The sequence below is a fragment of the Elstera sp. genome (assembly GCF_044372965.1).
Lineage (GTDB): Bacteria > Pseudomonadota > Alphaproteobacteria > Elsterales > Elsteraceae > Elstera.
Map to the genome: position 1 here is coordinate 15553 of NZ_JBILQX010000030.1, position 12857 is coordinate 28409.

Annotated in this window: 13 protein-coding genes; 9 read left to right on the plus strand and 4 right to left on the minus strand. The window is 60.7% G+C overall.

The window, feature by feature from the left end; genetic code table 11:
- The first annotated feature begins 5 nt into the window (after nt 1-5).
- A complete protein-coding gene (locus ACIQ36_RS06285) occupies nt 6-1019 on the plus strand; it encodes a LysR family transcriptional regulator (RefSeq protein ID WP_395826975.1) in 1014 nt (337 codons plus the stop codon).
- On the opposite strand, the gene ACIQ36_RS06290 is transcribed toward ACIQ36_RS06285, so the two are convergent.
- Entirely contained in the window at nt 1016-2467 is a 1452-nt protein-coding gene (locus ACIQ36_RS06290; RefSeq protein WP_395826978.1) for an aldehyde dehydrogenase family protein, read from the minus strand. The genes ACIQ36_RS06285 and ACIQ36_RS06290 overlap by 4 nt on opposite strands.
- Nucleotides 2468-2719: 252 nt before the next feature.
- Here ACIQ36_RS06290 and ACIQ36_RS06295 point away from each other — a divergent pair, with 252 nt between their 5' ends.
- Together ACIQ36_RS06295 and ACIQ36_RS06300 are read left to right on the plus strand one after the other, a co-directional pair.
- Complete coding sequence (locus ACIQ36_RS06295; protein ID WP_395826981.1) at nt 2720-3817, plus strand: bifunctional transcriptional activator/DNA repair enzyme AdaA; 1098 nt, start codon at nt 2720-2722, stop codon at nt 3815-3817.
- The gene (locus ACIQ36_RS06300; RefSeq protein ID WP_395826984.1) at nt 3792-4559 is read left to right on the plus strand and encodes an isocitrate lyase/phosphoenolpyruvate mutase family protein; all 768 of its coding nucleotides are present in this window, start codon (nt 3792-3794) and stop codon (nt 4557-4559) included. The genes ACIQ36_RS06295 and ACIQ36_RS06300 overlap by 26 nt, the downstream gene beginning before the upstream one ends.
- On the opposite strand, the gene ACIQ36_RS06305 is transcribed toward ACIQ36_RS06300, so the two are convergent.
- Both ACIQ36_RS06305 and ACIQ36_RS06310 read right to left on the minus strand, forming a co-directional pair.
- The gene (locus tag ACIQ36_RS06305) at nt 4556-5362 is read right to left on the minus strand and encodes an NAD-dependent epimerase/dehydratase family protein (RefSeq protein ID WP_395826987.1); all 807 of its coding nucleotides are present in this window, start codon (nt 5360-5362) and stop codon (nt 4556-4558) included. The two genes, ACIQ36_RS06300 and ACIQ36_RS06305, sit on opposite strands and share 4 nt — an antisense overlap.
- Before the next feature lie 7 nt (nt 5363-5369).
- Complete coding sequence (locus ACIQ36_RS06310) at nt 5370-6275, minus strand: SMP-30/gluconolactonase/LRE family protein (RefSeq protein WP_395826990.1); 906 nt, start codon at nt 6273-6275, stop codon at nt 5370-5372.
- Between the two features lie 203 nt (nt 6276-6478).
- On the opposite strand from ACIQ36_RS06310, the gene ACIQ36_RS06315 reads away from it, so the two are divergent.
- The 6 genes from ACIQ36_RS06315 (at nt 6479) to ACIQ36_RS06340 (ending at nt 12166) form a co-directional block, all read left to right on the plus strand.
- Nucleotides 6479-7207, plus strand: coding sequence for a FadR/GntR family transcriptional regulator (locus ACIQ36_RS06315; RefSeq protein ID WP_395826993.1), 729 nt, complete (start codon nt 6479-6481; stop codon nt 7205-7207).
- A 179-nt stretch (nt 7208-7386) separates the two neighbouring features.
- A complete protein-coding gene (gene kdgD / locus ACIQ36_RS06320) occupies nt 7387-8298 on the plus strand; it encodes a 5-dehydro-4-deoxyglucarate dehydratase (RefSeq protein ID WP_395826996.1) in 912 nt (303 codons plus the stop codon).
- Nucleotides 8299-8427: 129 nt separating this feature from the next.
- On the plus strand, nt 8428-9399 hold the full coding sequence (locus tag ACIQ36_RS06325; protein WP_395826999.1) for a TRAP transporter substrate-binding protein: 972 nt from the start codon (nt 8428-8430) through the stop codon (nt 9397-9399).
- Between the two features lie 67 nt (nt 9400-9466).
- Nucleotides 9467-9967, plus strand: coding sequence for a TRAP transporter small permease (locus ACIQ36_RS06330; RefSeq protein WP_395827002.1), 501 nt, complete (start codon nt 9467-9469; stop codon nt 9965-9967).
- On the plus strand, nt 9958-11253 hold the full coding sequence (locus ACIQ36_RS06335; protein ID WP_395827005.1) for a TRAP transporter large permease: 1296 nt from the start codon (nt 9958-9960) through the stop codon (nt 11251-11253). The genes ACIQ36_RS06330 and ACIQ36_RS06335 overlap by 10 nt, the downstream gene beginning before the upstream one ends.
- A 163-nt stretch (nt 11254-11416) precedes the next feature.
- Complete coding sequence (locus ACIQ36_RS06340; protein ID WP_395827008.1) at nt 11417-12166, plus strand: FadR/GntR family transcriptional regulator; 750 nt, start codon at nt 11417-11419, stop codon at nt 12164-12166.
- Here ACIQ36_RS06340 and ACIQ36_RS06345 read toward each other — a convergent pair.
- Nucleotides 12163-12857, minus strand: a 695-nt coding sequence (locus ACIQ36_RS06345; RefSeq protein WP_395827011.1) for a dihydrodipicolinate synthase family protein, incomplete at its 5' end; no start/stop codon positions are given. The two genes, ACIQ36_RS06340 and ACIQ36_RS06345, sit on opposite strands and share 4 nt — an antisense overlap.

Here is a 12857-nt window from a genome sequence, read left to right on the forward strand (position 1 = left end):
TCATCGTGACCCAAACCCCCTGGAGCGAAGACCCCGCCGATCTGAGTGCCGAGGGCACCGCCTCACTGCTACGCGCGGGGCTGAAACTCGGGCATCTGCGCCTGATCGTCGCCCTGGATGAACAGGAAAAAGTGAGCGCTGCGGCGTCCTTATTGAACATAACACAACCGGCAGCTTCGCGCATGATTGCCGAGATCGAAGCCATTCTCCAAGCCCCGCTGTGCGAGCGGCTGCCGCGCGGCGTGATCCTTACGCCCATCGGCAAAGTGCTGGCGCGGCGGGCACGCTCAATGCTGCTGGAATTGCGCGAAGCTGAACGGGAAGTGGCGGATTTACGCGCCGGGCGTGGCGGCTCGGTCTTTCTCGGTGCGGTAACGGCCCCTGCCATCGAGTTGGCGGTTCCGGCGATTGCGCGGGCGCGCACACTCTACCCAAAAATGGATATTAATATTCAGGTGGATACCAGCACGGTTCTGGTGCGCGAACTGCTGGCCTCGCGGCAAGATTTCATTATCGCGCGCGTGCCGGACGATCTCGACCCGCGCCTGTTTCGCACCAAAATGCTCTCGTCCGAACGGGCGTGCTTGGTGGTTCGCCGCGATCACCCGCTGATCGGGACGGGCGTGGTTCGGCTCGAAGATCTAACGCAGTTCGACTGGGTGATGCAGCCCAGCGGAAGCCTATTGCGGCGCACCGTGGAGCGGGTGTTCATGGCCCATAATGTGCCGCTGCCGACGCGGGTGCTGAATACAACCTCGTTGCTGCTGTCGATGGTGCTGGTGGCGGAAACCGACGCGATTACACCGATTGCCTATGATATGGCGCGCTTCGTCAACCGCCCCGACAAATTAGGCGGGCGGATCGATATTCTGCCGCTGCCGGTCGATATTTGGGTTGAACCCTATAGCCTGATTACGGTGCGCGACCGGGGCCTATCGCCCGCTGCCGAGGTGCTGTATCGGCTCGTGGAGGAAGAGGCGGCGCGCAGTGCGAGCGCGCCGCCGTTAGCGTTGGATTAAGGCGCGGCTTGGTAGGTGGTCTTGACGGTGGTGTAGAATTCCGCCGCATACCGGCCCTGTTCGCGCGGACCGTAGCTTGAGCCTTTGCGGCCCCCGAAAGGCACGTGATAATCGACGCCTGCCGTGGGCAGGTTAATCATCACCATCCCAGCTTGGGCGTGGCGCTTGAAGTGCGTCGCATACTTCAGCGAACTGGTGCAGATGCCCGACGACAGGCCAAACTCGGTGTCGTTTGCGGCAGCCAGCGCCGCCTCATAATCTTTGACGCGGACCACCGAGGCGACCGGGCCGAAGACTTCTTCGCGGTTGATGCGCATCGTCTGCACGGTTTCAGTGAAGAGCGCCGGGGAGAGGTAATAGCCTTCGGTTTCCCGGTTCAGCCGTTCGCCGCCGCACACCAGCTTGCCGCCTTCTTCGCGGGCAATATTGATATAGTTCAGATCCTGCTCAAGCTGGGATTCCGAGGCTACCGGCCCCATTTCTGTCCCTGCTTTCAAGGCGTTATCGATTTTCAGCGCTTGTAACTTTTCTGCGAGGGCCGCGACGAACTTATCGTGGATGCCCTCGGTCACGATCAGGCGCGACGAGGCAGTGCAACGCTGGCCGGTAGAGAAGAAGGAGCCGTTCAGGGCTACATCGACGGCGACGTTGAGGTTCGCATCATCAAGCACAACCAGCGGGTTCTTGCCGCCCATTTCAAGCTGAACTTTCTTACCCGTGGCGAAAGCCTTCGCGCCGATGCTGCGGCCAGTGGAAACCGAGCCCGTGAAGCTGATGGCGCTGATTTTTGGGGAGGAGACGATGGCTTCCCCCACCACGGAGCCGCGCCCCATAACGAGGTTAAACACGCCCTTCGGCAGGCCCGCTTCGTGCAGTAGCTTGGCGATTTCCCACGAACAGCCGGGAACAAGATCGGCGGGTTTCATCACGACACAGTTGCCGAAGGCCAAGGCCGGGGCGATTTTCCAAGCGGGGATTGCAATCGGGAAGTTCCACGGTGCAATCAGGCCGATAACGCCGAGCGGCTCGCGCGTGACGTCAATATCAACGCCCGGACGGACGGAGCCGACGTGCTGGCCTTCGATGCGCAAGGCCTCGCCTGCGAAAAACTTGAAAATATAGCCCGCGCGCATGGCCTCGCCGATGCCTTCAGCCAGGGGCTTGCCCTCTTCGCGCGACAGCAGGCGGCCAAATTCGTCTTTGCGGGCCAAAATGGCACTGCCGACCGCATCGAGAATATCGAAGCGGCGTTGGATCGTGCTGGTCGACCAGGCCGGGAAAGCCTCGTAGGCGGCCTCAATGGCGGCTTCGGCCTGGGCGACATCGGCCTGGCTATAAAGGCCGACGACATCGGCAAGGTCAGACGGGTTCACATTCGGTTGGGCCTTCGCGCCCAGAACCCATTCGCCATTGATATAATTCGGGTATTGATTGTCGATCATCGACATAGCCTGATTCCTCGCTGCACAAGATTAGTTTTAGCCAGGGCGGAGCGCCCAAAACCGGAAAAAGAAATCGCCGGAAAGCCAAATTGAACGTCGCCCATGGGGTGAGCTAGGCGCAGCCAAATCGCGCGCATGCTGCAAGCATCGCTCGGGCGGCGCAAGTCTTCTGCGGGCATAGCTCCCATTCGAGGGCGCATAAAAATAAACGCCTCCTTTTCGGCGGCAGGCGGGAAGCGGCTGCGCTAGAGTTGCCCCATGATCTGCTTGCCGACCGACGAAGATAGTCTTTACGCAGCGCTGCTGGCGCGTGATGCCGCTTACGAAGGAAGCGCCTATGTGGGTGTTATCACCACGGGAATTTTCTGTCGCCTGACCTGCCCGGCGCGCAAGCCCAAGCGCGAAAATGTGCGCTTCTATGCGACGCGCGACCGGGCGAAAGCGGCGGGTTTCCGCGCCTGTCAGCGCTGCCGCCCGCTCGACAGCGGGCTGCCACGCCCCGCGAGCGTCGAAACGCTGCGAGAACAAGTCTTGGCGGCGTCTGATCAAGATTGGTCGGCAGCGCAGTTGAAGCGTTTGGGCTATGATCCGTCCACCGTTCGCCGGGCGTTTCAGCGCGTTTACGGAATGAGCTTTACGCAGTTTGTGCGCACCCATCGCTTGGGAAACGCGCTCTCGCAGTTGAACAAGGGAGGTTCGGTGATCGACGCACAGTTGGACGCGGGCTACGAGTCCGCCAGCGGATTTCGCGATGCCGTGACCCGGTTGATCGGCGCGGCACCCGCACAGGGGCGCACCCGCGACATGCTGTCGGCGCAGTGGCTGGAAACGCCGCTCGGCCCGATGCTGGCGGTCGCCGATGAAACCGGGCTGCATTTGCTGGAGTTTGCCGATCGGGTCGCGCTGCCCGGCGAACTGGAACGCCTGAACCGCCGCGTCGGTTCGGTCTGCTTTGCGCCGCATCCGCTGCTCACCGCCTTGGCCGAAACGCTGGCCGCCTATTTTGCGGGCCGCTCGGCGGCCTTCGATTTGCCGTTTGCGGCGATCGGTAGCGCTTTCTACCAGCAGGTTTGGGCGGAACTGCGCCGAATTCCGGCGGGGGTGACGATTTCCTATAAGGTCTTGGCCGAGAGGATTGGGCGTCCCACCGCGATGCGCGCGGTCGCCCAAGCCAATGGCGCGAACCCAATTGCGATTCTCGTGCCCTGTCACCGCGTTATCGGGGCCGACGGCAAGCTGGTCGGCTACGGCGGCAAACTGTGGCGTAAGCGCTGGCTGCTTAATCACGAACGGCATTTCGCCCCACCCCCCGACTTGGAGACAGAGACCCATGACTTCCTTCCCGGCTTACGCTGAAGCTTTCCGCGCGCTGCACCAACCCGGCACGCCGCTGATCTTGACCAATATTTGGGACGTGGGCAGCGCCAAGGCGGTTGCGGCGGCGGGCGTTCCCGCCCTTGCCACCGGCAGTTGGGGCGTCGCCGCCGCGCAAGGGTTTGCCGACGGCGAAACCCTGCCGCTCGATGTGGTTCTGGCGCTGGTCCGCAGCATTGCGGCGGCGGTTCCCCTGCCGCTGACGGTCGATCTTGAAACCGGTTACGGCAAAACGCCCGCCGAAGTTCACGCGACCGTGGTCCAGGCGCTGGCGGCGGGGGCGATTGGCTTTAATCTCGAAGATAGTCTGCCCGGCACGGCCACGCTGCGCGATCCGGCTGAGCAAGCTGCGCGCTATGCCGCCGCCCGGCTTGCTGCCGAGGAAGCAGGGGTGCCCGCCTTCATCAACGCCCGCACCGATGTTTTCTTTGCAACCCCCGCCGACCAACACGGGCCGGATCAGGTGGCGGAAGCCCTGGCGCGCGCGCGGATTTATGCCGAGGCCGGGGCCGATGGCATCTTCGTTCCGGGTCTTGCCGACGCCGGATTGATCGAAGCTTTCACGAAAGCCTCCCCCCTGCCGGTCAATATCATGGCGACCGACCGCACGCCGCCGCGCGCAACGCTCGCCCAAATGGGCGTCGCCCGGATCAGCCACGGGGCCAACCCCTACCGAAAGGCGATGGCCTTCCTGACCGATCTGGCGACGGCCAATCAAGCTTAATCCTTCCGGTCGTAGTTCTGCGAACAGAACGGACCGCCCTGGAAACGCACGGCAATCTCGCTGTGGTCGCGCTGGTCGCCATTGGGCAGCAGCGTGGCAGCAAAGCGTTCGGCATTATCTTTGGGTGTCCAGGTGACATACTTGGTTTTGCTATTGTCCCACCAGGTTCGCTCGTTCGCCGAGGCACCGTAGATGATCTCGAAGCCGAGTGTCGGCGCGGACAGGCAGGCTTCGAGCAGGCTGAGGAGGTCTTCGAACGCCAGCCACGTCGACAGATGGCGCGCGTCTTTCGGCTCGGGGATGGAGGTGCCGATGCGCAGGCAGGCGATTTCAAGCCCATGCTTATCGACGTAAAGGCTGGCGAGATTCTCGCCGAAGGCTTTCGAGACGCCATAGAAGCCATCGGGCTTCATCACCGACTCGGCGTCGAGCCGGGTGCTGGTTTCATGGAAGCCGATGACATGGTTCGACGAGGCGAAGACGATGCGCTTGATGCCATTCAGCTTCGCGGACTCGAAGACATTATAGGTGCCGAGAATATTGGCCGACATTACCCGATGAAACGGTGCTTCCACCGATTGGCCGCCGAAATGCAGAATAGCGCTCGCTTGCGCAACCATCCGTTCCACGGCGACGCCATCGGCGAGATCGCATTGCACGAAGGTTTCGCCCGGCAGAAGATCGGTGATCGGGGCAACGTCGCTGCTAATCAGGCTACCGTAACGGGCGAGGAGTTGCGGGCGCAGCCAGCGGCCAAGCGCCCCGGCGGCCCCGGTGAGCAGAATCGGTTTTGCAGTCATCATCAATCCTCTAGAAGCGCAAGGGTTCGCCGAAGCGGGCAATCGGCGCACCAGCAACCGGCATTTGCATCATGAACAGCCCGCCCGACAGCGGGGCTGCTTCCAGCTTCTCCGGCGAGAGACCGGCACGCAGGCTGGTGAAGAATAGGGTCTTCAAATCGCGCCCGCCGAAGCAGGGCATGGTCGGCGCAGGAACGGGCAGGGCGATGGTTTCGACGATGCTCCCGTCGGGCGCAAAGCGGTTGAGCCGACCTGCCGAGACACCGCAGGACCAATAGAAGCCTTCGGCATCGCAGGCCCCGCCATCGGGGCGGCCCGTCGCCTCGTCCGGGGTGGCGATGCGGGTGCGGTTGGAAATCGCGCCAGTCGCGGCGTCGAAATCCCAGCGATCCAACCAAATTCCGCGCGAATCCGAATGGAACAGGCTTTTACCGTCGGCGCTCCAGGCGAGGCCATTGGAGACCGTCACCTGATCGATCTTCTTTTCGGCCTTGCCGTCCGGGGTGACGCGGTAAAGTGCGGCGATGGGCTGTTTGCCTGTGGGGCGATCGTCCATCGAGCCGACCCAGAAAGCGCCATCCGGCCCCATTTTGCCGTCGTTTAAACGGTTGGTGTCCATGCCGGGTTCGGGATCGACCAGCAGGGGCAGGGTTTCGGTGGCGGGATCGAAATAATGCACACCATAGGGCAGGGCGACGAGCAGGCGGCCATCCGGGCACAGGCCGAGCGAGCCGATGGCGGCGGGCACCGTCCAGCTTTGCACGGCGCGGCCGGTCAGATCCGCGCCCAATGTGATGCGCGATAGCTTACCGGCGATGATATCGACCCAATAAAGACTATCGGTGGCAGCATCCCAAACGGGGCTTTCGCCTACGGTGGCGCGGGCATCCACCAGACAGGTGACTGAAGCGGGCATGCGACGTTTCCTCATAAAACCAGACGATTTTTAGGGTGTGACCCTGCGCTGGCTTGTTATAGTTGTCAAACAGATGCGGGGCAACACTGTAAAAAACCGGTGGATGGGGGGACAGGTGCCTTGTCGGCCCGGTGCCTTCCTTTCTATACTCATCGCAGGGCCGACCGACAAGGCCCAACTTATTATAATAAGTGAGCGTGAGAATGGCCGAACTTCGGCGACGGGAAACCTTAACGGCAAAATTGGTGCAAACCTTGGGCGACCGGATCGCCAAGGGCATCTATCCGCGCGGCGATAAACTGCCGAGCGAACTTGAAATGATTGAGGAGTTTGGCGTGAGCCGCACGGTTGTGCGCGAAGCAATTGCGACGCTGAAGGCGAACGGGCTGGTCTCGACCCATCAAGGTGTCGGTGCCTTCGTTCTGCAAAGCGATATTGTCCAGCCCTTCCGCATCGAGGAAGCGCACCTCGACGTGGTGAAGGAGGTTCTATCTGTTCTCGAACTGCGAATTGGTTTCGAGGCCGAGGCAGCGGCGCTCGCGGCGCAACGGCGGCAGGAGAGCCATTTGGTGGCGCTGCGGGCGTCGCTGGAGCGGATGCAGCGCGCGATTGCCGTGGGCGAGGATGCGGTCGAGGCCGATCTCGATTTTCACCGCGCCATTGCCGAAGCGACCGAAAACCGCCATTTCGTGAACTTTTTTAACTATCTCGGCGCGCTGCTGATCCCGCGCACGCGCCTGCAAACCTTCCGCCTGCAAGACCAGTCGCGCACCACCTATCTTGAGCGCGTCAATGGCGAGCATGAGGCGATTTTCCAAGCCATTGAGCGCCAAGATAGCGATTCGGCGCGCGCGGCGATGCGGGTGCATCTGGCCGGAAGCCGGGAGCGCCTGCGCCTTAGTTTGCGGGAAGTCACTAGCCTTTCGTCCTGATCGTCGTTTAAGCAAGTTTCCATCCTTTTTGGCAGGCGTGTGATTTTTTTAAATCTCCAACTTGTATGATGACATAGGAGATGGCATAGTCCTGTCACCCTTTTCGTCCCCCGAAAGCGCGGCGACGGAAGGAAAACCCCTGCCGCTGTAGAGGCGGGGGACTCATTTTTGGAGGACGCATGGACCCCCTTTCTCTTAAACATGTGCTCGATAGCGGCCTGCTGTCGTTCCCGCTGACCGATTTCGACGCCCACGGCGATTTTAAAGCCGATACCTACCGCGACCGCTTGAACTGGCTGATGCCCTATGGCGCGTCAGCCCTGTTCGCAGCGGGGGGGACGGGTGAGTTTTTCTCGATTACCCCGGCGGAGCATGGCGAAATTATTCGCGTTGCCGCCGAGACCTGCAAGAATGACGTGCCGATCATCGCGGGCACCGGCTACGGCACGCGCCTTGCCATCGACCTCGCCCAGCAGGCCGAAAAGGCCGGCGCAGCGGGGCTGTTGGTGCTGCCGCATTACCTGACCGAAGCCGATCCCGAGGGGGTGCGTCAACACGTCGTCGCCATTTGTAAGGCGGTGAAGATCGGCGTGATTGTGTATAATCGCAACGTCTGTCGCCTGGGGCCGGACGCGCTGGCGCGGATTGCCGACGAATGCCCGAATTTCATCGGCTTTAAGGACGGTCTGGGCGATCTCGAACTGATGACCAGTGTGCGCCGCAAACTGGGGGATCGGGTGGCCTATCTCGGTGGCCTGCCGACGGCGGAACTTTTCGCCGAAGCCTATCATGCCATCGGTGTGCCGGTTTATTCCTCGGCGGTGTTCAACTTTATTCCGCGCACGGCGGTTGAGTTTTATAAGGCAGTTGCCGCGCGCGACACGGCGACGACGGGGCGGATTCTAGACGAATTCTTCCTGCCTTACGCCAAAATCCGCAATCGCAAGGCGGGTTATGCCGTTAGCATCGTCAAGGCCGGGGCCACCATCGTCGGCAAAACCGCAGGCCCGGTCCGTACGCCGCTGCTCGATCTGACGGAAGCCGAAAGCGCCGAATTGAAGGTGTTGATTGATCGATTGGGGCCGCAATAGTCTTGGCCGGTATAAGCTGTCATCTTGTTTGACAGGTTATTGAGGAGCGTTTAGGGTTCAGTCATCAACGCCGGTCTGCCGAGACAAAGGGCACAAAGCCATCGCAGCCGGACCTTACGGGAGAGAAACATGAAGTATTCTGCTTTGCTGGCGACGGCTGCCGTCGCCTTGGCCTTATCGCTGCCCGCGATGGCGCGGGATTTCCGCTCCTCCGACGTCCACCCCAAGGAATATCCGACCGTTCAGGCCGTGATTTACATGGGCAAGCTGATTTCGGAACGCACTGGCGGCAAATACGATATTAAAGTCTTCCCGCAAAGCGCGCTCGGGTCGGAAAAAGACACGGTTGAGCAAACCAAAATCGGCGCGCTCGATATGGTGCGGGTGAATACCGCTGTGTTTACCGCGATTGCGCCGGAAACCCTGGTTCCGTCGCTGCCCTTCCTGTTCAAGTCGAAGGATCATATGCGCCGGGTGCTCGATGGGCCGATTGGCGAAGAAATTCTGGCGTCGCTGGAGCCGCAGGGTTTCATCGGCCTCGCCTTCTACGATAGCGGCTCGCGCTCGATTTACACGCCGAGCAAGCCGATCAAGACCGTTGCCGATATGAAGGGCCTCAAGGTCCGCGTGCAGCAGTCCGACATGTGGGTATCGCTGATCCAAGCTTTGGGTGCGAACGCTACACCGCTACCTTATGCCGAAGTCTATACCGCGCTGAAAACCGGCGTCGTCGATGCGGCGGAAAATAACTGGCCGTCGTATGATACCTCGCGGCATTTCGAAGTCGCGAAATTCTACAGCCTCACCGAACATTCGATGGCCCCGGAAGTCCTGGTCTTCTCGAAGAAGATTTGGGACGGGCTTTCGGCGGAAGAGCGGAAGATCATCCGCGAAACCGCGAAACAATCGGTTCCGCATATGCGCAAATTGTGGGATGAGCAGGAAGATAAATCGCGCAAAATTGTCGAAGCGGCGGGCGTTACCATTGTCTCCGATGTCGATAAAAAATCCTTCGCCGATGCAGTGAAGCCGGTTTACGACAAATTCGCTGCCGATCCTAAGCTGAAGTCGCTGATCGCGCGGATTCAGCAGGCGAATTAGGCCAAAACTGCCCGGCGGCGGATAAGACGCCGCCGGGTTTTGCCTATAGGTCTGGTGGGAGCCGCCGATGATTTTCAATCTCTTGACGCGCTTTAACGCGCGTCTTGCCCGCTACTGCATGTATTTTGCGGTTTTGGGCATTTTTCTTCTGGTCGCCGTTGTCGCCTGGCAGGTGTTCGGGCGCTATGTGTTGAACGATACACCGACCTGGGCGGAATCGCTGGCGCTGGTGATCGTGCTTTACGTCACCCTACTCGCCGCTTCGGTCGGGGTGCGCGATGCCGGACATATCGGCATGGAATCGCTGCTGATCCTGGTGCCCGAGAAACCGCGCCACATGCTGGAGTTGGTTATTCACATTCTTGTGGCGATTTTCGGCGGTATCATGGTGTGGCACGGCGGGCTGTTGGCCCTATCGGTCATCAACTATCAGATTCCGATTCTGCATATTTCGGAAGGTTTCAACCATCTACCGCTGGTGCTATCCGGCGCTTTGATCGTGCTGTTTTCCATCGAGCACGTTCTGGCCATGCTGCACGGCAAAGAGGTCATCCCATCGTGGCACTGATTATTCTGTCCATCACCTTTCTGGGCTTGCTCATTCTGGGCGTGCCGGTGGCCTTTGCCATTGGCCTGTCGTCGATTGCGACGATTCTCTATGAAGGTCTGCCGCTGGCTGTAGTGTTTCAACGCATGAGTTCGGGGATGAACATCTTCTCCTTTCTCGCCATTCCGTTTTTCATCTTCGCGGGTGAGCTTATGCTCTACGGCGGCATTGCCGACCGCATCGTGCAACTGGCCAAAAATATGGTCGGCCATATTCGCGGCGGGCTCGGCATGTCCAACGTCGTCGCGTGCACCCTGTTCGGGGGCGTTTCCGGCTCGCCCGTGGCCGATGTGTCGGCGATGGGCGCGGTGATGATCCCGATGATGAAAAAGGAAGGGATCGACGCCGACTATGCCGTAAACGTTACCACTCACGCGTCGCTGGTAGGTGCGTTGATGCCGACCAGCCATAATATGATTATCTATTCGCTGGCGGCGGGGGGCAAAGTTTCAATTTCGGCGTTGATTGTGGCGGGGTTGGTTCCGGCGGCGCTGTTGACGATCTGCATGCTGATCGCGGCCTATGCCGTGGCGGTCAAGCGCGGTTATCCGGCGGGCACCTTCCCCGGTTGGGGTGCGGTGCTTCACTCCTTTTTGCAAGCGATGCCGGGGCTGTTCGTTGCCGTCATCATTATTACCGGCATTCTCACTGGAATTTTCACCGCCACCGAATCCGCCGCCGTTGCGGTGATCTATGCACTCGTGGTGACGATTGTCGTCTACCGATCGCTATCGTGGCAGAATCTGGTGAAAGCGGCGGCAAAGGCGGCGAAAACCACGGGCGTTGTGCTGCTGCTGATCGGGGTTTCCACCGTCTTCGGGTATCTCATCAGTCTTTATGATGTGGCACAACTTGCCTCCGAAGGGATCGCCAAGATCACGACAAACCCGCTTGTGGTGTTCTTTCTGATCAATCTGGTGCTGTTTGTGCTCGGTACATTTCTCGATATGGCCGCGACGATTCTGATCTGCACGCCGCTGTTTCTGCCGATTGCCATGCAGTACGGCATGGGGCCGGTTCAATTCGGGATGGTGATGCTGATTAACTGCGCCCTGGGCCTCAATACGCCGCCCGTGGGCACCACCCAGTTCGTCGGTTGCGCCATCGGCGGGGTCAGCGTCGGGCACGTGATGAAGACGATTTGGCCGTTCTATCTGGCCCTTGTCGGGGCGCTGTTCCTGGTGACCTATGTTCCCGCCTTCTCGCTGGCGCTGCCGCGTTGGCTGGTCGGGCTTCAGGGCGGCTAACTTCTGGAGTGGGCGTCAGAGGCTCCCGCTTCTAACGCCGCCAACGGCCCTTCCCGGATTTGCTCCCCCAAATCCGGGAAGGGTTTTTATTTTTGTGTCCAGAATAATTTGTTCATCCTATTTCGATGTTGTCTAATTGTCTGTCGAGATACGAGAAGCTATAGTGCCAAGGACCATGCGGGCCGCCAAAACCTTTAAACCCATTGCACTCGATCCGACCGTGCGGGCCGTCCGGCTCGGCGATCAGCTTTACGAATTGATCCTCGCGCGGATCGTGAAGGGGGAGTTCGTCGAGGGCGAGCGGCTTCCCTCCGAAGTTCGATTGTGTGAGGAGTTCGGCGTGTCGCGCCCTGTGGTGCGGGAGGCGCTGTCGCGACTTCAAGCCGATGGGCTGGTCGTCTCGCGCCAAGGCTCCGGCTCTTATGTTATGCGCCGCCCGAGCGAGGAGATGATCTCGATTGCGCCCGCAGGCTCGATTGCCGATCTGATGCGCTGTTTCGAGTTTCGGATCGCCCTTGAAGGGGAAACGGCGGCGCTCGCCGCCCTGCGCCGGTCAAGCGACGACATGAAGCAGATCGATACGGCGATGCAGGCGCTCGATACCGCGATTGAGCAGGGTGAAGTTGGGACGGGGCGGGATGTGGATTTGCACATGGCAATTGCCCGCTCCACCCGCAATAAACTCTTTGAAATCAGCTTGAAATCGATTTTCGCCCAACTCGAAGGCGGCATGCAACTGGCCCGCAGCCTCTCCATGCGCCGTAGCCGGGTTCGGCTTGAAACGGTGCAGGGGGAGCATACAGCGATTGTCGAGGCGATCCGCGCCGAAGATAGCGAAGGCGCGCGGGCGGCGATGCGGACCCACATCAATAACGCGCGGGCCCGCATTCTCACCGATAGTTTAGAGCCTTAGGCAGGGGCCTTTTCCAGCAGCGCGTCCAGCATCGGCGCGAGTTCAGTGATTTCCGCCGGAGTGAGATCGGCCAGGAGCGGCAGGATCGGCCCGGTATCGGCGACGCCTGCGAGGCGTACAAGGCTATGCAGCACGCGGATGAAGCCATATTTCTCGCGGGCGTTTTCGAGCGGCGTGAAGCGGGCGGCGATGCTCCCGGCCTTAGCGGTATCGCCCGCTTGAGCGGCCTTCAGGAACGCCTGTGAGACGGCGGGGATGATGCAAACGAGGCCGGAGGTATAGCCGCCCAGTTTGAAGTCGTGGAGGTGGGTGAGGGCCGGGCGCTCGCCCATACCGCTCACGATCAGCTTCCGGTCAACCTGCTGCACGAGTTCGCTCAGGAAGGCATCCTGCGCCGGGTCTTTCCGCTCAATGGCGTATTTGATCGCGCAGATCACCCCGTCGCGGGCCAGCGCGCCGAATTGGGCCGGGCTCAGGTAGCCCTCGCTTTTCGCATAGACGAACAAAGGCTTGCCAAAAGCGTCGGCGGCCCGGCGCAACCCGGCTTCGACGCCCGTTGGATGGATCGCCACGGTCGTTGGCAGGGTCAGGGCGGTAGGATAGGGGCGGTCGCGCAGGATTTTCGCCTGGTCCAGCATTTTGCCGTAGTCGGGGCCGATCGCGGGGATAACCCAGCTTTCGGGCGCGGCGC